This window comes from Collinsella sp. AM10-26, from assembly GCF_003472525.1.
Classification (GTDB): Bacteria; Actinomycetota; Coriobacteriia; order Coriobacteriales; family Coriobacteriaceae; genus Collinsella.
The window spans coordinates 125,387-145,395 of record NZ_QRMC01000005.1 but is presented as its reverse complement, the minus strand read 5'-3'; the positions used below and the strand labels follow the sequence as shown (position 1 = coordinate 145,395).

General features: G+C 59.1%; 18 protein-coding genes. 8 read left to right on the top strand and 10 right to left on the bottom strand.

Annotated elements, in window-relative coordinates:
• Positions 1-7 precede the first annotated feature (7 nt).
• Positions 8-415: a GtrA family protein gene (locus DW123_RS05920; RefSeq protein WP_022095123.1), complete on the top strand. Its 408-nt coding sequence runs from the start codon at positions 8-10 to the stop codon at positions 413-415.
• Between the two features lie 159 nt (positions 416-574).
• Here the strand turns inward: DW123_RS05920 and DW123_RS05915 are convergent, their stop codons facing one another.
• From DW123_RS05915 to DW123_RS05885, 7 genes are all read right to left on the bottom strand, one after another.
• A complete protein-coding gene (locus DW123_RS05915) occupies positions 575-1,483 on the bottom strand; it encodes a DUF4430 domain-containing protein (protein ID WP_233540138.1) in 909 nt (302 codons plus the stop codon).
• A gap of 9 nt (positions 1,484-1,492) precedes the next feature.
• A complete protein-coding gene (locus DW123_RS05910; protein ID WP_158570716.1) occupies positions 1,493-5,197 on the bottom strand; it encodes a DUF4430 domain-containing protein in 3,705 nt (1,234 codons plus the stop codon).
• A 431-nt stretch (positions 5,198-5,628) separates the two neighbouring features.
• Positions 5,629-7,392 (bottom strand): AarF/ABC1/UbiB kinase family protein, encoded by a 1,764-nt coding sequence (locus DW123_RS05905; RefSeq protein WP_118273165.1) that lies wholly within the window; start codon positions 7,390-7,392, stop codon positions 5,629-5,631.
• Positions 7,393-7,400: 8 nt separating this feature from the next.
• On the bottom strand, positions 7,401-7,817 hold the full coding sequence (locus DW123_RS05900; protein ID WP_055250902.1) for a hypothetical protein: 417 nt from the start codon (positions 7,815-7,817) through the stop codon (positions 7,401-7,403).
• 99 nt (positions 7,818-7,916) lie between these two features.
• The gene (locus tag DW123_RS05895; RefSeq protein ID WP_117763147.1) at positions 7,917-9,440 is read right to left on the bottom strand and encodes a C69 family dipeptidase; all 1,524 of its coding nucleotides are present in this window, start codon (positions 9,438-9,440) and stop codon (positions 7,917-7,919) included.
• 355 nt (positions 9,441-9,795) lie between these two features.
• Entirely contained in the window at positions 9,796-10,650 is an 855-nt protein-coding gene (locus DW123_RS05890) for a bifunctional 5,10-methylenetetrahydrofolate dehydrogenase/5,10-methenyltetrahydrofolate cyclohydrolase (protein ID WP_117763148.1), read from the bottom strand.
• A 2-nt stretch (positions 10,651-10,652) separates the two neighbouring features.
• The gene (locus DW123_RS05885) at positions 10,653-11,285 is read right to left on the bottom strand and encodes a cyclodeaminase/cyclohydrolase family protein (protein ID WP_117763149.1); all 633 of its coding nucleotides are present in this window, start codon (positions 11,283-11,285) and stop codon (positions 10,653-10,655) included.
• Between the two features lie 375 nt (positions 11,286-11,660).
• Between DW123_RS05885 and DW123_RS05880 the strand changes: the two genes are divergently transcribed.
• The gene (locus DW123_RS05880) at positions 11,661-12,266 is read left to right on the top strand and encodes a hypothetical protein (RefSeq protein ID WP_118273166.1); all 606 of its coding nucleotides are present in this window, start codon (positions 11,661-11,663) and stop codon (positions 12,264-12,266) included.
• A gap of 225 nt (positions 12,267-12,491) precedes the next feature.
• Positions 12,492-13,085, top strand: a complete 594-nt coding sequence (locus DW123_RS05875) for a hypothetical protein (RefSeq protein WP_117763151.1) — start codon at positions 12,492-12,494, stop codon at positions 13,083-13,085.
• 94 nt (positions 13,086-13,179) lie between these two features.
• Here DW123_RS05875 and DW123_RS05870 read toward each other — a convergent pair whose 3' ends face one another.
• Positions 13,180-13,449 (bottom strand): hypothetical protein, encoded by a 270-nt coding sequence (locus tag DW123_RS05870; protein ID WP_117794557.1) that lies wholly within the window; start codon positions 13,447-13,449, stop codon positions 13,180-13,182.
• Positions 13,450-13,692: 243 nt separating this feature from the next.
• Here DW123_RS05870 and DW123_RS05865 point away from each other — a divergent pair, with 243 nt between their 5' ends.
• The 4 genes from DW123_RS05865 (at position 13,693) to DW123_RS05850 (ending at position 15,543) form a co-directional block, all read left to right on the top strand.
• Positions 13,693-13,863 (top strand): type II toxin-antitoxin system HicA family toxin, encoded by a 171-nt coding sequence (locus tag DW123_RS05865; protein WP_117734454.1) that lies wholly within the window; start codon positions 13,693-13,695, stop codon positions 13,861-13,863.
• A 45-nt stretch (positions 13,864-13,908) separates the two neighbouring features.
• On the top strand, positions 13,909-14,361 hold the full coding sequence (locus tag DW123_RS05860; RefSeq protein ID WP_118273167.1) for a helix-turn-helix domain-containing protein: 453 nt from the start codon (positions 13,909-13,911) through the stop codon (positions 14,359-14,361).
• Positions 14,362-14,500: 139 nt separating this feature from the next.
• Complete coding sequence (locus tag DW123_RS05855) at positions 14,501-15,289, top strand: ADP-ribosylglycohydrolase family protein (RefSeq protein ID WP_118273168.1); 789 nt, start codon at positions 14,501-14,503, stop codon at positions 15,287-15,289.
• A gap of 32 nt (positions 15,290-15,321) precedes the next feature.
• Complete coding sequence (locus DW123_RS05850; protein WP_117743010.1) at positions 15,322-15,543, top strand: hypothetical protein; 222 nt, start codon at positions 15,322-15,324, stop codon at positions 15,541-15,543.
• A gap of 462 nt (positions 15,544-16,005) precedes the next feature.
• Here DW123_RS05850 and DW123_RS05845 read toward each other — a convergent pair whose 3' ends face one another.
• A complete protein-coding gene (locus DW123_RS05845; protein ID WP_118273169.1) occupies positions 16,006-17,343 on the bottom strand; it encodes a hypothetical protein in 1,338 nt (445 codons plus the stop codon).
• 218 nt (positions 17,344-17,561) lie between these two features.
• Here DW123_RS05845 and DW123_RS05840 point away from each other — a divergent pair, with 218 nt between their 5' ends.
• Positions 17,562-18,743: a cation diffusion facilitator family transporter gene (locus tag DW123_RS05840; protein WP_118273170.1), complete on the top strand. Its 1,182-nt coding sequence runs from the start codon at positions 17,562-17,564 to the stop codon at positions 18,741-18,743.
• A gap of 109 nt (positions 18,744-18,852) precedes the next feature.
• Here the strand turns inward: DW123_RS05840 and DW123_RS05835 are convergent, their stop codons facing one another.
• On the bottom strand, positions 18,853-19,842 hold the full coding sequence (locus DW123_RS05835) for a hypothetical protein (protein WP_118273171.1): 990 nt from the start codon (positions 19,840-19,842) through the stop codon (positions 18,853-18,855).
• Between the last annotated feature and the right edge of the window lie 167 nt (positions 19,843-20,009).

Genomic DNA, 20,009 nt, shown 5'->3' with positions numbered 1-20,009 from the left:
TGATTACGTGCGCAAGGCACTGGCACAACCTCATACCAAGCAGTTCCTCAAGTTCGCTGTCGTGGGCCTTATCTCCTTTGGCATCGACTGGGGCATGCTCATTGCGCTCGTCGAGCTGTTCCACCTCGACTTTTTGATGAGCACCACGGTTTCGTTTATCACGTCCGTCGTGGTCAACTACTGGCTCAGCATGAAGTACGTGTTCGACCACCGCGAGGGCATGAGCCGCAAGCGCGAGTTCACGATCTTCACCATCCTGTCGGTGATCGGTTTGGGTCTCAACGACCTGTACATGTTTGTGGGCGTCACGTTTTTGAGCATCGGCTACCAGGCCATGAAGGCCATCGCCACGTTCTTGGTCACCTGGTACAACTACTTTAGCCGCCGCTTCTTCCTCGAAGGCGCTCGCTCATAGTCGATTCAATATTTGCTTGAATGTATAACCGGTTGGAATTCCCATTCCAACCGGTTTTTTATTTGTCGAGGTCCCCGGCGACCCAGTCCAATTCGCATGAAAAACGGGCGGCCCGGATGTTAGTCCGAACCGCCCGTCCGGCGCGCTATGTCGAGGCCTCTAGCCTGCAACGTAATACCAGACCACGTTGTCGCCGTTGGAGAGAACGTAGTTGCTGCAGGCCGTCATGGGCGTTGTGCCGTTGACGGAGTACATCCAGCCGCTCGTTCCGCCGTACTGTTTCTCGGCCAAACCACCAATCGCGGAGACATACGTGCCGTACGACGAGCCATGTGCGTTGACAGAAAGGCCCAGCGCGCACAGGGCATCGTAGGCCGTAGCGCCCTCGTTAAAGGTGAAGGTGCCACCAGAAGACACAGGATTGCCCACGGCGCTCGATGTGACCGAAACCGTCACCGTTACGTAGTTGGACTCCTGCGAGCCGCCCTGGCCGCCCGAGGGAGCGCTTCCGCCATTAGAGCTGGAGGCTCCATCAGACGACTGACCGCCGCCCGAAGAAGCACCGCCAGACACATTGGAAGTATCGCCGGCTCCCGTATTCTGGACAGCGGATTTATCTCCAGACTTCTTGCCGTCCTGACCATCGGACTTCTTGCTATCCGAGCTTTTATCCGATTCCTTGTTTGAAGACTCGGAATCGTCCTTGGACTTGAACCCATCAGAGTCCTTGGACTCATCTTTTGCGTCATTCGATAACTTGGAATCCTTGGAACTGGTCTCGCCCGAAGTCGTAGTCGAGCCAGACGCCTTGGTGTCCTTGGTGACAACGCTCTCCCCCGTCACGGTCTGAACGATCCAGTCGATGGACCAGGCGCCGCTCTCGGAAGGATGGACGAAGCCCAGCGAGACGACGATCAGAATGGCGCACGCGGCAGTCAGAACGCCGAGGAGCGCCTTGCGGCGAGGGGCGGACGCCGCCGAAGCGGCGCCCTTTTGCTTTGCATCGTCGAACTGAATGAACGAGGAATCTGGTTGCTTGGGGTCAGCGTCCTTGGATTTATTGGACACAGCCCTCACCTACCGACGTTTGGTGAACACGAACACGCCGACGATGGCGAGACCGATGACGCCGGCGGCAACGCCAACAATGGCGAGCGGGTTGGTGCCAGCCTCCTGCTCGGAAGCACCAGAGGACTTCTTAGCAGTGGTCGTGGAAGCAGCACCCGTATCGGACTTGGAATCGGACTTCTTGTCGGACTTGTTGTCCTTGGTCTCGGTCTTGGTCGACACCGTCGTCTTGGTCGTCGGCTTATGACCCGGGGCGATAGCGCCGCCCTTCGAGCCGGAGCCAGAACCCGCGCCAGCGCCAGCGCCGGAACCAGTACCGGTACCAGAACCGCTGCCGCCATTGGAACCAGCGCCGCCATTACCGCCAGGGTTGGTGGCATTCTTGGTCCACTTGGCATACAGCGTCAGGTCGGCCGTCACCGGCGTGCTAAAGTCATACGCCTGCATGCAAGCCTCATCGGCATACCAACCGCCGAAAGTGTAGCCGTCGCGCGTCGGATCGGCCGGCTTGACCAGCTTGCCATCGGCCGTAGCAACAAACTTAGTATCGCAAGCAGACCCGCCGTTGGAATTAAAGGCAACCGTCCAAGACTCGACAGCTCCAAGCTTAAACAACGTGCCCGAATCATTGATGTAGTACAGGTTGCCAGATGCATCGGCAATGACCGGAGAGTCACAGTGCTGGTAATGGCCAGCCGCATCATAAATCTGCGTCGCCTCTGCATCGCCGAGCGTATAGCGATACACGCCACCACCAGCAGAGTAGTTGACGTAATCCTTGCTATCCGCGCTGTTAACAGTGAAGTACACATAGGTCTTGCCGCCCTGAACGCTCACCAGCGGAGTAGCAGCAATACCGTTGAGGCCAGCCGGCAGCGCCTTGCCGTCGGCAGCAGCGACCATCGTGGTCTTACCCGTCTTCAGGTTATAGAGAACCAGAGCAGAGCCAGTAGCCGTCTGTCCGCCGACAATCAGATTGTCACCAGACACCGCAGGGGCGCTCAGATTATTCGTAAGGCCTAGATCAACCGTATTCTGTTCACTCAACACGCCCTTCGCCGAGAGCGAAATCACATGGAGCTTTCCGTCGTGCGTCATCTGATAGAAGGTCGAACCATTGGACGGATCGGCAATGCAATCGGCATTTGCGACAGCGCTGAGCTTCATGGTCGAAACGACATCGCCCGTCGTCTTATCAATGCACTTAAGCGTACCCGCGCTCGTAGGAACGATGGCATACTTATCCGTCAAAGCCGCACCAGTCCAGTAATAGCCCTCGGCAGGGTCGATGTTCTGCCAAGAAACTTCGCCCGTGGCAATCTTAATGCACGCAAAGGATCCATTGCCGTAGGTCGCGTTGTAATTCTCGTCATACGAAATATCGACCGAGCCTACATAGACGTACTCGCCGTCCGAAACGACGGTGCAGGAGCTCTGCGTCAGGTCCGTCAAACCAGGCGTCAGCCACTTGCAGATCAGCTTGTCTGCAGTAATCGCCTGGACCGCACCGCCGTTGAGCGGAACGATGATAAGGCCATTGGTATAGATCGGACGAGAGGTATAGCTCACCTTGGAGGCAAGCGGCGCAGAGGCAACCTTTTTGCCCGTGGACGAATCGATCTTAATGAGCTCGTTCTCGGTCGCGATGTACACAAAACCATTGGCAATAACGGGCTCGCTGCAGTTGGCATACTGCTGGCCAGACTCGGCCTTCCAATCGAAGGCCCACTTAAGACCGGCGGCCTGCACAGGCGTCTTGGCATCCGTTACGGTCGAACCGTTGCCACTGTTGCCGTAGCCAGCCCACTCAGCATCCCAATCAGGAGTCGTCGCACTCGGGTCCACGACAATCTTGTCGGGATCAGGCATGGGCGAATCGTCAGTGGTATAGGCAAGCGTAACCTTATCGCCGCTCTTGAGCGTAATCTGGTTGGCGCAGAGTAAGGAGGGCTCTCCATTGATATACAGGTGCCAATTTTTTTTGGTCGCACCATCATAGCCGTACGCCTTGTCTTCGAACGGCGATTTGATGGAATTGAGGAACCAGTACTCACCATTCTGGGAGCCGTCGTACGTAACGCCCTTGGCCTTCAGAACCGTCTCAATAAGGTTCTGGGCAGTAGAGCCTTCGGGCAAAGAAACATTGCTTGCCGAGCCCCAGCGAGTATTGTTGCCGTTGACATCGGGGCCGATAACATCGACAGACCCAAGAACCTGACCGGGAAGGGCATCGGCGTCAGCACCATACATAAAGGTGACGGCGTCACCCTCTTGGAGCTCGTAGGCACCAGCGCCAACGTTCTTGAACTCGCCATTTACGTAGAAGCGCCAATAGCTATTGGTTGCAGCATCCCCGACATAGGGCTTACCGTCGACGTCGAACGGCGAATAAATGCCGTTGAGGAACCAGCCCCAAGACGATTCGCTAGAATCGAGCCTAAGGCCGGTCTGCTCCAGCAGATCCTTGGCAGTAGAGCCCACCTTGAGACTCATCTGACCCGTCGAAGCCCAAACCTGCTGCTTGCCGTCCTTGTCCTTACCGAGGACCTGAACGGAAGCATGGACGGAATCGGAGGGCAACTGGTCGCCCCAGCCACCGTAGAACCACGTGACGGTATCGCCGGCATGGATGGTGACATTGTCTGCCGTGTAGTCGCTCGACTTGCCGTTGATAAACAGCTGCCAATAGGTCGAATAATCGAGCGGCGTACCCAGCTCAACACCGTTGTACTTAAGGCTCAGAATGAAGGAGCCCGCAGCAACGGCGTCAATATCATTCGCCTCAAGCGCGACCTTCGTAAGGTCAAGTGCGCTCGAGCCGGACGTCACCACATACTGCGCATTATCGACCCAAGTCTGAGTCTTGCCCTGGGCATCGCGACCAATGACGGTCACATTTGCGGCAACCTGGTCCTTAACGACAGGGGACGAGCTACCAGCCGTATAGGCAAACTCAATCTTCTGCCCCTGGGTGAGCTTGACGCCGCTCGCGCCAACCGAGGAAGACGCGCCGTCGACAAACAGCTGCCAGTAGGCATAAGTCGCCGGATCGAAGGCAAGCGTGCGGCCATCGCTCGGGGACGTGATGCTTTCGAGGTGGAAACCGTATGCCGTGTTCGGATCGTATTTCGCCTTGAAGCCCACCTTCTGCTGCAGCTTAACGAAGGCGTCCGCAGCCGTCGAGCCCTCGTCGAGCTTAAGCTGCGTAGGTGCCACCCAGGTCTGAGCCTTGCCGTCGGCATCGGTGCCGATAATCGAGAACGAGACCTCGACTTGCTTCTTGGCGACATCGCCGGTTTCTGTCGGGTTCTCTGTTTGAACGGCAGCCGCGGCGGCAGATCCTGCTTGGCCAGCGGATGCCGTCGAAGACTGCTCACTCGTGGCAGGGCTCTCCCCCGTCGCCGAGCCTTCGTCGCCAGTTGCTGCCTCTGTTGTGTCGGCACTAGCTGCAGGCGCGCTCCCGGAATCCGAAACCTCGGCCTTGCCCTGGTCGGCAGTACCGCCCGCGGCCCCCGCGCCCTCACTCGGCGTCGCAGCCTGAGCCACAGCCTCGGCAATGCCCTCGGCGCCCTCGGCCCACAGCTGAGCCGGCATGGTGCCAAAGACCATCGCGAAGGCCAGGAATGCCACCAGGCCGCGCTTGGCTACACCGCGTGCAATCGCGCCACGGCGATGCAACGAGGCGCGCTCGCGCTCGTCCTCAAACATATCCATTTGTCCCCCATTGTCTGTACTTGAAGCGTTGCCTTGAGGCTGCCCCACGTCATCGCGCATGTTGCGCTCGAGTACCCCCATCGGGGTCCCCCTTCCCTCCAGAGCCCTATGCACACCGACGGCATGAGCCGCGGTCGCGTGCAAGATGGGAGGCGATCCGACTTAACCTTAACGGCTCAGGCGCGCCGTCCGATCTGCGACGCGAACATCCCGAGCCAAGAGGAATTACGGTTACTGGTACAGCCGGGGACTTGCACCCCGATTCTCCCAAACGCGCAGGTAAACCGCGCATTCGTGCGTCTCCGCACCACCATCTAGGCCATCTATTATTACTGTCAATATGCTATCACGCAAAAGGGCCTCGCACGCAGGCGAAGCCCAAGGTAAAAGCTATTGTTTGCGATAGGAAAATGCGGTGACAGTCGCAGCCTCTAGTGCTTGCCGCCGTGACTGTTGAGCCAGATATTGCGGCCCAGCATAAGCGCCAGCACCAGCGCGCTCACGTAGCCCATAAAGCCAATGACCGGGATACCAAACACAACCGGCTCGATGCGTGCGTAGTACACCACCGACGAACCGATAAACAGACCGGCGATCACAATTGCCATCGACATGCGGTCGATAATTCCACCCAGCTGTCGCAGCGCCTTATCGCTGCTCATGATCTGCGTGTTCACCTTAAGCTGGCCGCGCGTGAGCATGCGCGAAGCCAAGCCCAGATACTCGGCCGCCTCGAGCGAGCCCTTCGCCGCGCGATAGCTGCTCGCGGCAAGATCGCTCCCCATATCGCGCACGCGCGCATAGGTGCTTTTCTCGTTTTTAATATGCGTCTGGATGATCTGGATCATGTTGACGTTGGGCATGTACTCGGTCAGCAAACCCTCGAGCGTCACCATGCCGCGCGCGAACATCGTCACCACGCTCGGCAGCTCAACGTCATTCTTACGCGCGAGGTTTAACAGCGAGGTCAAAAACTCGCCGATATCCAGATCCTTCAGGTCAAGGCCCGCAAAGTCAGCCACGATAAAGTCAAGATCGGACAAAAACGCTGAATGATCGAGCTCGGCCGAGTCGCCACGCGTCACGGCGAAGCGCATGAGCGAATCCTTGAGCTTGGGCACGTCGCCCTCGGCCACGGCGAAAATCATGTCCTTAACGATGCCACGATCGTGGCTCGACATGCGTCCGACCATGCCCAAGTCGATAAAGTAAACGATGCCGTCCTTGAGGATGATGTTTCCCGCATGCGGGTCGGCATGGAAAAAGCCGTCATCGAGCACCTGCGTCGAGTAGTCCTCGACAATCGCGGCACCGATCTTTTCCAAGTCATAGCCCTCGGCCACCAAGCGTTCAGGATCGGCGATCGAAATGCCGTCGACGTAGTCCATAACCACCACGTGCTCGGTGCACAGGTCCAGATAGGATTTAGGGCACGTCACGCCATGAACGCTCTTGTGGAACTCGTAGAAGTCGTTGAGGTTTTTTGCCTCGGCCAAAAAGTTGGTCTCTTCGCGAAACGAGGTCCACAGCTCCTCGACCACGCCGTGCAGGTCCACAAACTGATCGGTGTTGACGAACTTGGAAACGATACGCACCACCGAGCGGATGATATCGATGTCCTGTGCCATAACCTGCTGCGCACCTGGGCGCTGCACCTTAACGGCCACGTCCTCGCCCGTCACCAGGCGGGCGCGATGCACCTGCGCAAGCGATGCACTACCAAGCGGATTTGGGTCGATCGCATCGAACATCTCCCCCAGGCGCAGGCCGTATTCTTCTTCCAGACAACTGAGTACGACCTCGTACGGCACCGGCTCCACGTCAGAGCGCAGACGACGCAGCTCGTCGCAAAAGCGTTGCGGCAGAATCTCGGACCGGTTGGCCAGAATCTGCCCCATCTTAACGAACATGGGGCCGAGTTCCTCGAGCAGGCGGCGCAAACGAACCGGCGTGAGGTTATCCCACACGCGGTACTTTTTGACCAGGCGAACAATCTGCCCGATGCGCTCGCGGCGACCCGCCGGCGTGAGCTGGTATTCCTCATCCGGCGCCATCGCCTCGGGCTCCTCGGGGACCATATCGACAGCGCGCGGCTTCTTGCGAGCGCCCGAGACGGCGGCATCGACCTCATCGACAACCGCCGCCTCGTCACCCAAGGGATCTAGATTGTTGTAATCGGTGGTGGAATCTGCCATCTGCGCTGCTACTCGGCCTCTTCGGTATCCTTCGCATCGTCGGGCTCAACGGACTCGACGGGCACCGAGGTCACGTTGTCCTCGACCGAATCGACGATGTCGCGCACATGGGCCAGGAAGGCCGTGCGCTCGGGAGCGGTCATAACGCGGACGCGAGCCAGAATGAGTTCGTCGAGCACGCGCTGGGCCGCGGTCTCGCCCTGCATGCCCAGACGCTCGGTCAGGTCGGAGATAGTGCCACCAGCCTGCTCGAACATGTCGGACACGCTGCGGGCGATATCGGGGGCGCCTGCGTCCTTGCGCACCTGCTCACCCTTGGTATTAAGGTCGTCGAGAACCTTCTTGCTGCCCTCGACGGCAACGGCGGCGGCGCCGAAGCCCACGTTGATGGCACCGTTAACAAGCTGATCGAGTTTCATAACCATGGTTGGCTCCAATCACAAACAACTGCATTGGCGTTCTTGTACCCAAGATTGAGCGAAAGCGACAAAGCGTTTTAGTGCTATACGATCGACGGGAAATCCCTACCTCACGTTGTCGTTCATCGCGAAAGAGTTCTTCATGGCGCAGCTCGTGGTGTAGAGCACCTTGCCCAGCAGAGCATCGGTCTCCACCCGCACGCGCTCGGCAAACTCCTCGTTGGCGCGGGCGAGCTCGGCAGGCACTTCGGCCTCGGGCAGAACGGCTGCGGCAGCATCGACGTCATGGATCTGCTTGTGGCCCATGCCACCGACCTTCTCCTGATAGTCCTCCACGGCGCGGCCGCACTCATGGAAGCGAACGTCAGCCAGCGCGCCGATCAGGCGGTTGGCCCAGTAGAAGTTTTCGGACGTCACGCGAGCCTGTGTATCGGCATAGTACTCGGGCATGGTCTCGACGTTGGCGTACAGCGGAACCAGCGCGTTAAACGAGTTGGAACCAAAGGCCATCCACTGCACGGCGCGATAGGCCGGCTGCGCATAGGGGCGCAGCTGCAACACGGCGAGCTGGCTGTTGCGGTTGATGCCGATGGGGCGATAAGCGCCACGCGTGGCAGGCGTGCCCTTGCTGCCGTAGCAGTCGTACTCCGTGCCCTGGTAGTGGCTCGAAAGCACATACTTAATGTCCTCGATGGTCACCTTGCGCTCGGGCACGCGGCTCCAGGGGATATCGTCGCTCTCGGGCGTGTAGTCGGCGTCGGGGCCGTCCCACACATCGCTGGGGTTGAGGCAGCGCTGCATGTACCACGCGCGCGGCGTGTTGTAGACATGATCGCTGTCGCTGTGCGAGCCAAAGGCCTCGCGCGGGTTAAAGACCACAGCCGGACCGTCGCCCTCAACGCCCAGCGTCAGGTCCAGATGCCACTCGGCCATCCAGGAGCGCAGGTCGGCAGAGCACATGTGGTTGACCTGGGCGCCCTCGGCGTCATCCAGGTCAAAGCTGTCGATACCCAGCTGATTGGGCATGGTCACATAGGCGTCATCAGGCACACGCTTGGCAATCCAGTGGTGACCGCCGATGGTCTCGAGCCACCAGATCTCGTCCACGTCGCTAAAGGCGATGCCGTTGTTCTCGTAGGTGCCGTAGCGCTCGAGCAGGTCGCCCAGGATACGAACGCCATCGCGGGCAGACTTAGCGTACGGCAGGACCAGGGTCACCATGTCCTCCTCGCCCAGGCCACCAGACTGCGCCGGCACATAGCCGTCCTCACCCTCGTTGCCCTTGGCGGGCACGTAGTCGACAAGCGGATCGGCGCCACGGACGCGCTCGTTGGTGGTAAGCGTCTCGGTTGCAGACATGCCAACGTTGAGCTCGTTGAAGCCGGCCTCGGCCCAGATGCCGTGGCCCGGGATAACGTCAGGGACGCTTGTGTAACGCATGGGATTGTCGGGCAGCTCAATGGCTAGGTGGCTCAGGACACTCGTGTAGACACGCGGCTGCTCGTCGGGATGCACCACGCACATGCGCTTGGGCTCAAACACCCCGTTGGACGAGTCCTCGTTGCGGGCGACAAGGGTCGACCCGTCGTAGCTCGCGTTCTTACCAACCAAAATCGTTGTGCACGGCATGCGCATCCTCCTTGAGCGAAGAAATCAAACGATAACAGTGTATCGCTTCGCCGCAGAAAGGGCGAAACCACGGCGCTGGCAACCCCTGTGGTCAAAAAATGCCAAATATGAGTACTGTCACCAATTTAGTAGCAGCAAATTTCCTTGTAATAGGTGCCGAAAATCCCCATTTGTCTAAAAGTAGGACAACGTTATTCCCCATAGGTTCAATAAAATGGGCTCCCTAGCGAGAATAAATATCGCTAGGGAGCCCAAAAGACATAAAAACATATGTGACTATCTTGGCAACAGTACTCATATTTGACGTTTTTTGACCACGTGGTATATCGCTAACCCCTCAAACAGCCCAAAACGCCTATTTCGATGCGCGCTCCGACGCCTCAATCACGTGTTTAGCGAGAATCGCCGTCGTCACAGCGCCCACGCCGCCCGGCACGGGCGTGATGGCGTTAACGACCGGCTCCGCGGCAACAAAATCGACGTCACCCACCAGCTTGCCAGCGTCCTCATCCCAGTTAATGCCAACATCGATGATCGTCTGGCCCTCGCGAACCGCATCCGCGCCAATCGTGCGCGCACGTCCAACCGCGGCAACAACAATGTCGGCAGCACGGCACTCGGCAGCAAGGTCCCGCGTATGCGTATGGCACGTCGTCACGGTGGCATTGCGAGCCGTAAGCAAGGCGGCAACGGGACGGCCAATCACCAGCGACCGACCAACGACCGCGACCTTGGCCCCATCCAGCTCAACGCCGTAATGATCAAGCAAAGCAAGCACGGCTTCGGCTGTGCAGGGGGCAAAGCCCTCGCCTCGCCCCGAAAGCGTGGTAAGCAGCGAGGCCGGCGTCATGGAGTCAACATCCTTGACGGGATCGAGTGCTGCGGCAACTGCATCCTCGTCAAGCCCAGCGGGCAACGGACGAAACATCAGGCAGCCATGAACAGCAGGGTCGGCATTGATGCCCTCGATAGCAGCCATCAGCTCGTCCTGCGAAACATCGGCAGGAAGCAAAACACGGCGAGCCTCGATGCCAACCTTCTCGCAGCGCTTGAGGGCGCCGCGCTCGTAGGATAGATCGTCCTCGCGCTCGCCCACGCGAACGATAGCAAGCGTCGGAACAACGCCGTGCTCGCGCAAAGCCGCGCAGCGAGCAGCGAGATCCTCAGTCAAAGCGCGGGCAACGGGAGCGCCTTTAAGCAGCACGGCCATGGCTATCCCCTCTTCCTTGCGGCGTCGGCGGCACGGCGCGCCAGCGCATCGGCGCGCGGCAGCCACGTATCCAGCAGCTCATCACACGCCGCCTCGAGCTCCTCGGCGCGCGCCCGGTCTTTCATAGACGTGGTATTGGCAAAAAGCGTCAGGCTCGCGCCCTGCATGGCGGCGCGGCAGAACACGGCACCGCACGCCACGTCTGACAGCAGCTGACGCGAGCCCTTGTCGGCCATGTCCTCGAGCAGTGCCAGCGCGCGTCCGCAGGCATCCATAATCCGATACGGTGGCATGGCCGCCACGCGCAACGCATCCTGAATCACCGCGGGTCGAGCCGGATCATCACGAGGAATACCGTATGCCGCGGACACCTGGCCGTATGCACGAACATCCTCGGCAACCAGACCCACAAGTTCCTGCGCCAACTCGTCTGCCTGGGCAAATGTGCGCGTCAGATCGTCCGCGCGATCCGCAAGCGCGGGATTGGTTGCTCCATAACGAGCGACCATTCCGCAAAGCGAGGCGCCCAGCGCGCCCACAAAGGCGCTCGCACTGCCGCCGCCGGGCACCGGCTCGCGTGCGGCAAGCGCCTCGGCAAACTCTCGACAGGTTTTATCCATCATCTCTTGGCTCATACGCACGCACCTTCAAGTCATATACATCGATCGGGCGGCAACCGCCAACCAACCGCATCGAACACGTAATGGTGCTAAGTCTAGCCCATAAGCACATGAGCGTCAGCGCACCTGGCCATCGCGGATTTCTATGGCACACGATAGGCGGCAGCGACGCAAACATGAGACACATGGCCCACGTTTCGGGACTCTCGGACGGCGGCAACTGGGGCATACATATAGATAAGGAGCCCCATGCTGGGGCAACGCTCGCCACGGCGCCGGACAAAGAACGGAGGAATCACCGCACAGCAAATAAAGCCATCAGTGCATGCGCAACCGCCGATTGGCGAACCGCTGCACACGATGCCCCTAACAGACAAGGAGGACGCCACCATGAAGAAAAAGACCCTATCAATCCTTTCCCTTTGCATCGCCCTCTTTGCCGCATTTGCCCTTGTCGGCTGCGGCGGGAGCGCATCGGGCGGGGGCGGCAGCGCCGCCAAGAGCGAGAGCAAGGAAAAAGCCCCCGTTGCCAAGAAGACCGACTTTATCTGGTTTAAGGTCGAGATGCCCGAGGGCGTCGGCGTAAGCGACTCCGCCGGCAAGAATGCAGATAGGATTCAGCTCACCTTCCCCGAAGATGAGAACGCCTCGGGCGATCGCTTTATCCCCGTTTGGAAAAAAGCGCTGACAGCTGAGGAGTCCCACGCCGACCAGGCAGAAAAGAAGGGGGATACGTTCCAGTGGAAGGATGGCGGATCCGTCGAGTATAACGGCAGGACATGGCTCGTCGAAACGTACGAGGACAACAGTGGCATCTCAACACTCCTCTTTACCGACGTTGAACCGGGAAGCGTCTACGTCCTTATCTCAAACTTCGAACTGCACAAGAAAGAAGCCGAGGCACTCCTCAACTCCATCGAGTTCCCCGATGACATGGCGGAGGCGGTTTCCGAGGCACGCGAAGTCGAGATTTCGAGCATCGAGATCAAGCATTAGGGGCTCGCACGCAGCATCGCATGCGCAGTCATTACATGATCGGACGCCCAGCCGGGGGAGGATCGGATCAGCCGGTCCTCCCCTACTTATATCGCGACATATTGCCACTTGTCGGCGCAAATCCGGCCCCAAGAATGGGACATGTGGCCCACCCGAACGAGCCGCTCGCGCGTACAGTAAAGACAGGTAATCCATGGACGGTTACAGACCGAGGAGGACACGACCATGAAAAAGAAAGCCTTTGCGATTCTCACCCTCTGCATCAGTCTCTTTGCCGCAGTTGCCCTGGCAGGCTGTGGTGGAAGCGGCGGCGCCGCCGGCAGCGGTGGGGGCGGCGGCGCAGAAAAGCCGGCCGTGGACATGAGGACCGACTTCATCTGGTTTAAGGTCGAGGTCCCCGAGGGCGTCGAGATCACCGACGTCGCAGGCGATACCGCCGACAGGGCCCAGTTTAAGTTCACCGAGAGCGAGCACGCCAGCGACCGCTTCATCCCTGTCTTCGACTCTGACAAGAACGCCGACGAGCTGTTCGACTACGAGGCAAAGTGGAAGGCCAACTCCGGATGGACCGAAAACGACCCCGTTAAATACAACGGCAAGACCTGGCGCAGTGCTTACTTCACGCACTCGGGCGGCGTAACGACTGAGTACTTCACCGACGTTGAGGGCGGCAGCGTCTACGTGCGCATCGACAACGTCGAGGAGCACAAGGACGCCGTCGAAGCCATGATGAAGTCCCTGGAATTTGCCGATGACATCGCCAAGGCAAAGACCGAGGCCATGGACGTCAAGCTCGAGGATATCGAGATCAAGCGCTAAAGCTCCAACGGCATGCAGCAGCGCCGTTTTAGCTCAGCCGGGATGCAAGGTGCGACTCCTTGCATCCCGGCTTTTTGTGTTCGAAAGCGCCCGGTCACATCACCATGTTCAACGCATTCACAAACTCCTGAGCTTGGAAGCGGCTGCTCGGGCTAAAGACACAAGCAGTCAACAACCTGTTGCGCAGGAAAACGTCGCGGCCCTTGACCCTGTTGACCCCCGTGATGTCCTTAAGATAGACAATCTCGGTGTGCTTGCCGCCGAGAACGCCCTTCTTAAGCACCTCAAGGCGATTCGGGTAGATCTTAACGTCTTTAAACCTACCCGAACCTTTGTCCTGGAATAGCAGCGTATTGTTGTCCATGCGCGTCACTCCCGTGGGGCTCGCTAAAACTGTCTCTATGGTCACATTTTAGTCACCGCAAACCCTTTTCGCGGTCGCGCACGGAGCATCAAATCGTGTTCGCACGAGCAAATAAACTAATACCGCAAGGACTATAAGCCGTTATCCAAGGATGGTGAAATAAAACAAGGGATTAGCAATGGCTAAGATTTAAGTCTAAAACCCTTAGTAAGTGCTAATATATAGTTATTGAAAGAGGCTGAGATGCAGAGACGCGAATTGATCCGTATCCTCGAAGAAGCCGGCTTCATCTCGAAAGGAGGCACCAATCACGAGAAGTTCGTCAAAGGCGACAAGCTCGTGCTCGTGAAACGCCATCGAGAGATCGAGGAGCAAATTGCCAAAAGAATCCTAAGGCAGGCAGGGCTTCGATAGCTCATCCTCATCACATTTCGTATCGCCTTTTAAAGGAGGTCTTACATGGTTTACGTATGGGAATTCGAGTTCTTTGATTCGGACGGCGTTGTCGACGCTGTGCCATGTGGCTCGCTGGGCGGAGGTGGAACGTTCGGATCCGACCTAAACGACGCTGTCGAAAGCGCCGCTGATTTTCTCGCATGCATGGTCGATGACCACCTAATGGGCGGCGTTGACCTGCCTGCGCCGGACTTTGGCCACGAGCCGCAGCACGGTGGCAAGATTATCGCCGTGGCCGTCAGTCGCGAACTCAACGATATCCCCGCCGTCACCGCAGCGGATGCCGCGCGCATACTTGGCGTTAGCTCGGCAAGAGTATCGCAACTGATAAATGCTGGACTGTTGGATTCATGGAAGGATGGCACCAAGCGCATGGTGTCCAAAGCTTCCATCGAGGCACGACTCGCCGACGCTCCAAAGGCAGGACGCCCAAAAGAAATGCCTGTTGCCGTGTAAAGAGACGTCTAGGCATACCATTTTGGCATATTGACTATTGAGTTCTCTCGATTCGCGACGCACTGCGTCGCGAATCGAACTGAACATATTGCCGCAGGTAGCCGCGCATCCTCAATCCAAAGTACGAGAGGTGTTTCCCATGACAGACAGACCGAAAACAACGCTACGCGACTGTATTTACGGGCTTGCCGTCGGCGACGCGTTGGGCGTTCCCTACGAGTTCAGGCCCCGCGACACGTTCGAATGCACGGACATGATCGGCTACGGCACGCATGGGCAGCCCGCCGGCACTTGGAGCGACGACACATCTATGACGCTTGCCACCTGCGACTCGATTAGGGAGCTCGGGCATATCGACACCGCAGACATGCGCGACAAGTTCGTAAGCTGGATTGCCCGTGGCGAGTATACGATTGACGGCGTTTTCGATTACGGTGGTACGACCGCCTGCGCCTTGCACGCCGGCAAAGGTGGCTCCGGCGAGCGCGACAATGGCAACGGATCGCTCATGCGCATCGCTCCCCTGGCGTTCACCGATGCGACGGACGAAGAGGTCAGAAAGGTCTCCGCGATTACGCACGCCCACAGAACGTCAACCGACGCATGCATCATATATGTCGAGCTGATGAGGGATGTGATGAACGACGTGCTCCCCTCGTGGGCACTCCATCTGAAAGGCGTGCCCGAGCACGAAATCAGGTCCGGCGGCTTCGTGCGCGACACGCTTAAAGCCGCTACCTGGTGCTTTGTCAACACCAACAGTTACGAAGATTGCGTGCTTGCCGCCGTCAACCTGGGCGACGACACCGACACCACCGCAGCCGTCGCCGGCGCCCTCGCCGGCACGGCCTACGGTCTCAAAACCATCCCACAGGAGTGGGTCGACGCCCTACGCGGAAAAGAGCTGATTGAGAGCTGCCTGTTTTAGGGCGCCATTCAAGAAATAAGGCAGGAGGCGTCATGGAGAGGAAGATCGCAAATATAGACGAGTTCCAAGTGGACGAAAACGGGATTCCGCTATTTCCAGCAGGACTGAAGGAAGAAGCCAACCTCTATGTCCTCCCCGACGGGCGTTACCTCCCCTGCGGGGTCTACCGGACCGAAGATGGCGGCTCGCTCATTTATGAGCCATCCGAACTAAGCTTCTTCGGGCAGATGCTTGCCCAATTCAAAGAGAGCTAGAGGCTTGATTGCCCGTTAGATCGACACTGCTCCAAACCAGGGGGCAGGCTATCCTCCACCGCGGCCCGTGAGGTAGAATTATGATTGCCGCGGAATCCGCCTGCGGGCAACGCTCCGATCTCCGATTGGGGTGAAGCCTATGAACTTGTTTCTTGAAATCCTGCGCCTCTCGATGTATGTGACCGGCATTGCACGGAACCTCTACTCGATCTGGCAGGAATATAAGCAGTAACGGATAGCGAAGGGAGTCATAAAGAAAGGGCCGGTTGCAGCCGGCCCTTAAAACACTTGTACCTGCGTTGCCCGCGTCTCCGAAGTGTGACTAGCTAAGGAGCGGGTTCCGCGGCACATCCTGATTTTACCCAGTGGCAAGACTCTTTTACAGCCGTTCCACCGTTTATTTACATCTGCCATCACGGGCGGGATGTTTTGCACTCTCGCGAGCCAACCGGCACCACTCCCCTACTTACCAAAGATCGCAGCGAGTAAGCCCTTTCGTTTGGGCTTTTCCTCTCGGTAAGAGCCCTCGGCAGCTGCCGCCACCTGACGTGGTTGCTCGCCGTCTCCACGGCGCACGATCTGGTATAGGAACGGCGATTTAACGTATTTGACCTCGATGGGCGTGGCGTGCACGGTGCTTTCGCTCGACAGCATCACGTTGGGATTGAGCGGTGCCACCACATGCGTCTCGCGCTTGTCGCTAAACACTACCGCCGCCGCGCGGCCCGTCTGGCCGTTTACGGCAATGCGCACCTGTTCGCCATCGCGGCTGTCCGTCGCCGGACGATCGACAAAGTAGACCGGTACCATCACCAGGCCGTCCTTATGTTTGCGGGCCTTACGCGCCCAGGTGCGGATGCTCTTTTTATTGAGCCCCAGCACCGCCTCGGCATCGTTGCCGGCAACGTCGAGCGCCAGCTTATCAATGACCACCTGGTCCTTGGTGGACGCATCGACGGAGACAACGCGGAAATCGCCCTCCTGCATGGCAGGATCGAACGGCCCCACCTTGCCAAAGTCCCACGGCTCCAGAATGCCCATAAGGCGAACGTCCAGGTAGTTTGCCCGCGGATACGCCCAGTCGAGCACCTCGTAGTACACCAGGGTCTCCTTGCTCAGGCCCTTGCTCGGGAAGGACGCCATCATGCGCAAGTCCGCGAGCGCCATGGGAAAGTAGAAGAGCATCATGTCATTTTGAATCGCGTCTTCCACGTCGTGCCCGGCAAAGGCGTCGGGGTACTGGCGCACCAGCTGCAGTGCGTTGGCACGCGCCTGCTGTGGCGATATCTCACAGGGGACGCCCTGTTCGGGAACGTATTCGGCACCCACGCCCATGGTCAGGCGTTTGCTAAACGTACCGGGCTTGAGCAGGTCGGCAACGCCGATCTTGTTGCCGCAGGACGGGCACTCAAACACGCGCTGGGTCGATGACCCCTCAAAGGACGCGCCGCAGAAGGGGCAGGGAATGCTCACATGCGTCGCCTCTTGGAACTCCTGCGCCGTTCCGCGATCTTCCCACAGCAGATGCTCCAGAACCGACTGATTGCGCCAGTGTGAATTAAAGAAATACCAGTCCGGGTCCTCTGGGCGCTCGAGCTGCGAGACGTGCGTGAGCTTGAGCAGCCCGTCAACCACCGTCAGCGGCGTATGGCGAATACCCAGGGCGCTTTTGGGCTCCCCCGCATCGGCCTGCCACGGAGTGACTGCACCGCAATAGGCGCACTCAAAGCTGCGCTTAGCCTGGTGCGAGTACATAGGGCCACCGCAGTTTTGACATTTAATGGCAAACATCTCGTCCATGGAAACGTCCTCCTTTGCACAGGGACTGTCGACATTAAGTATGTCGAGCAAACAGTCACATGCCCATACCCATGTGGCCCAAAATGGACCACCCAGGCAGACGAGAAGGCTCGCTCGTTAGCACCGGCAGACTATTGCTGCATTTTCTGAGCATCGGTGCACGGCGCCCCCGCGCGAGCTACACTATCCCCTTAACAATGATTGTGAGGACGATCGCCATGCTATTTGTTCATCGACTGGTACATAAACTTGTTCCCGGCAGCGAGGGCGAGCCGGTCGATGCCGGCACCCGCACCAACGCGGGCTTTGCCGCAAGCCTCATCTGCATTGGCCTCAACATCACCCTGTGCCTGGCCAAGGGCATCGCGGGCCTGCTCGCCGGTTCCGTCTCCCTCATCGCCGACGCTTTCAACAACCTCTCCGATGCCTCGAGCAACATCGTGAGCCTGCTTGGGTTCCGCCTTGCCAGCCGCCCGGCAGACGAAGGCCACCCCTATGGCCACGGCCGCTATGAGTACCTAGCCGGCCTATTCGTCGCCGTCCTGGTTTGCGCCGTCGGCATCAACCTGATCCTCGAGTCGGTCACTAAGATCATCAAGCCTTCCCCCACCGCATATTCGGTGCTCTCCTTAGCCGCCCTCGTCTTGTCCATGCTCGTTAAGCTCTGGATGGCCGCGTTCAACCGCGCACTGGGCAACCGAATCGATTCCGAGACGCTCATCGCCACAGCACAGGACTCCAAAAACGATGTCATCACCTCGGGCGCGGTCTTGACGGCAGCACTTATTTCGCAAACGACCGGCTTTGACCTCGATGGCTGGGCAGGCCTGGGCGTGGGCATCTTCATCTGCATCAGCGGCATGGGCCTCGTGCGCGACGCCATCAGTCCACTGTTGGGACAGGCACCCAGCCCTAAGCTTGTTCAAGCGATTCGCGACAAGATCATGTCGTATCCGCAGGTCCTGGGCACGCACGACCTCATGGTGCACGACTACGGTCCCGGCCGCCAGTTTGCCAGCGCCCACGTGGAGATGCCCGGCGAGGGCGACGCGTTTGAGCACCACGAGATCCTGGACACCATCGAGCACGACATCAAGCGCCAGATGGGCATCGACATCACGCTGCACTGCGACCCCATCGCCACCACCGGCGACGACCTGCGCGGCTGGGTCAAGCGCGGCGTCATGCAGATCGATCCCGCGCTCTCCATCCACGACCTGCACGAGCACGACGGGTTCGTTTCGTTTGACCTGGTGCGTCCCGACGACTTTGACATATCCGACGAGGAGCTGCTGGAGCTCGTCACGCGCATCGTGCACGAGCGCCGGCCCGATGTCTCGTGCGTCGTCACATTTGACTCGGGCTTTAGCTCGCCCGAGCGTCCGGCAGAGCAGCTGTAACCGACAGCAAAACGGGACGTAGAACCGCCGACCAACGCGCCTACGCGCCGGTCGCGCGATCCTGCGCCCCGTTTTTGTTTGCACTGCTCAGGCTCTAGCTGCTCGACCGCTAGTTCCCCTGCGCGCCCGAAATGCCGTTTTGCAGGGCATCCCAGGCGTTCGTTGCCATATCGCCCAGGTTCTGTGCGGTATCGCCGAGGTTCTGAGCCGTGTCGCCCAATTGCTGGGCCTTATCTCCCAGCTCCTGTGCCTTGTTGCTCAGGTCTTCCAGCGTGTTGGAGCTCGAGCTGTCCGCGCCGCCCTGGTCGCCGGGCGCATTACCCGACGAGCCGTCCTTGTGCGTAAGCTGGACCTCCAGGTTGCCATCGCCGTTGTAGTAGGCAGACGTCACGACCCAGTTAGCATCGACAACGGGCGTCGAGCCGTCATCGGTCAGGATCACGGCGTTCGAAAGATCGGCCCCGCGCGACTTGAGGAGCTTCTTGGCGTTGGACCAGTACTGACCCGGGATATCGCTCAGGTCGACGGTGCCGGACTGGGTAGTCTCGGCCTGCTCGGCCGTGGTATCAGTCGTGGCGCCCCGCTTGTTGAGCACGCCCGACACAATGGCGAACACAATCGAGAGGGCAAAGAAGATCGCCAGCACAATGAGGATCTTCTTGATCACGCTCGACGAACGCGACGGCTTCTTCTCCTCGTCCTCGCCATATTGCGGAATCGACTTGGGGTACTCGCGATACGGCTCCCGCGACTCGTAGCGAGGCTGCGCCGTGCGAGGCATATACGTCGTCTGCTGAGGCTGCGAAATGGGATTCTGCGGCAGGTCATCATAGGGATTCGGCGTCGAGGCGGCATAAGAATCCTGCGGCGCGTAATCAAACGGGTCCGGAGCTGCGTTGCCATAGGGGCCATGCGAAGATGCAGCGTAAGAATCCTGCGCCGTGTCGCCATAGTCCATAACCCGGGTGGGCTCGGCAGAAGGCTGCGTCGCGGCGGGGTCGGTATAGCCGGGGTTGGGAACAACGCGGGTCGCATCGGCGCTATCGCCAGCCTGCGCGGAACCGTAGCCGCCCATCACGGTTGTCTTGTCCTGATCCATGCAGCGATTCCTTTCCGTCGCCTGTAAGCATCAAGTTATCCATGCATTCTACCCGCGCAAAAGCCTATGATGGGCAGAGCCCGTCGGTATCTACAAGACAAGCGCGGCCAGAAACAAAAGCCCCGCCGGGCCTTGGTAGGCGCGGCGGGGCGGGCAAGCGGCTATGA

Excerpts from the sequence above, each read along its gene's own strand:
- DW123_RS05855 (WP_118273168.1), top strand. The coding sequence starts at position 14,501 with ATGACAGACAGACCGAAAACAACGCTACGCGACTGTATTTACGGGCTT.
- DW123_RS05900 (WP_055250902.1), bottom strand. The coding sequence starts at position 7,817 with ATGGTTATGAAACTCGATCAGCTTGTTAACGGTGCCATCAACGTGGGC.
- DW123_RS05865 (WP_117734454.1), top strand. The coding sequence starts at position 13,693 with ATGCAGAGACGCGAATTGATCCGTATCCTCGAAGAAGCCGGCTTCATC.
- DW123_RS05890 (WP_117763148.1), bottom strand. The coding sequence starts at position 10,650 with ATGGCCGTGCTGCTTAAAGGCGCTCCCGTTGCCCGCGCTTTGACTGAG.
- DW123_RS05870 (WP_117794557.1), bottom strand. The coding sequence starts at position 13,449 with ATGGACAACAATACGCTGCTATTCCAGGACAAAGGTTCGGGTAGGTTT.
- DW123_RS05910 (WP_158570716.1), bottom strand. The coding sequence starts at position 5,197 with ATGGATATGTTTGAGGACGAGCGCGAGCGCGCCTCGTTGCATCGCCGT.
- DW123_RS05885 (WP_117763149.1), bottom strand. The coding sequence starts at position 11,285 with ATGAGCCAAGAGATGATGGATAAAACCTGTCGAGAGTTTGCCGAGGCG.
- DW123_RS05905 (WP_118273165.1), bottom strand. The coding sequence starts at position 7,392 with ATGGCAGATTCCACCACCGATTACAACAATCTAGATCCCTTGGGTGAC.
- DW123_RS05850 (WP_117743010.1), top strand. The coding sequence starts at position 15,322 with ATGGAGAGGAAGATCGCAAATATAGACGAGTTCCAAGTGGACGAAAAC.
- DW123_RS05875 (WP_117763151.1), top strand. The coding sequence starts at position 12,492 with ATGAAAAAGAAAGCCTTTGCGATTCTCACCCTCTGCATCAGTCTCTTT.
- DW123_RS05840 (WP_118273170.1), top strand. The coding sequence starts at position 17,562 with ATGCTATTTGTTCATCGACTGGTACATAAACTTGTTCCCGGCAGCGAG.
- DW123_RS05895 (WP_117763147.1), bottom strand. The coding sequence starts at position 9,440 with ATGCCGTGCACAACGATTTTGGTTGGTAAGAACGCGAGCTACGACGGG.
- DW123_RS05860 (WP_118273167.1), top strand. The coding sequence starts at position 13,909 with ATGGTTTACGTATGGGAATTCGAGTTCTTTGATTCGGACGGCGTTGTC.
- DW123_RS05835 (WP_118273171.1), bottom strand. The coding sequence starts at position 19,842 with ATGGATCAGGACAAGACAACCGTGATGGGCGGCTACGGTTCCGCGCAG.
- DW123_RS05880 (WP_118273166.1), top strand. The coding sequence starts at position 11,661 with ATGAAGAAAAAGACCCTATCAATCCTTTCCCTTTGCATCGCCCTCTTT.
- DW123_RS05845 (WP_118273169.1), bottom strand. The coding sequence starts at position 17,343 with ATGGACGAGATGTTTGCCATTAAATGTCAAAACTGCGGTGGCCCTATG.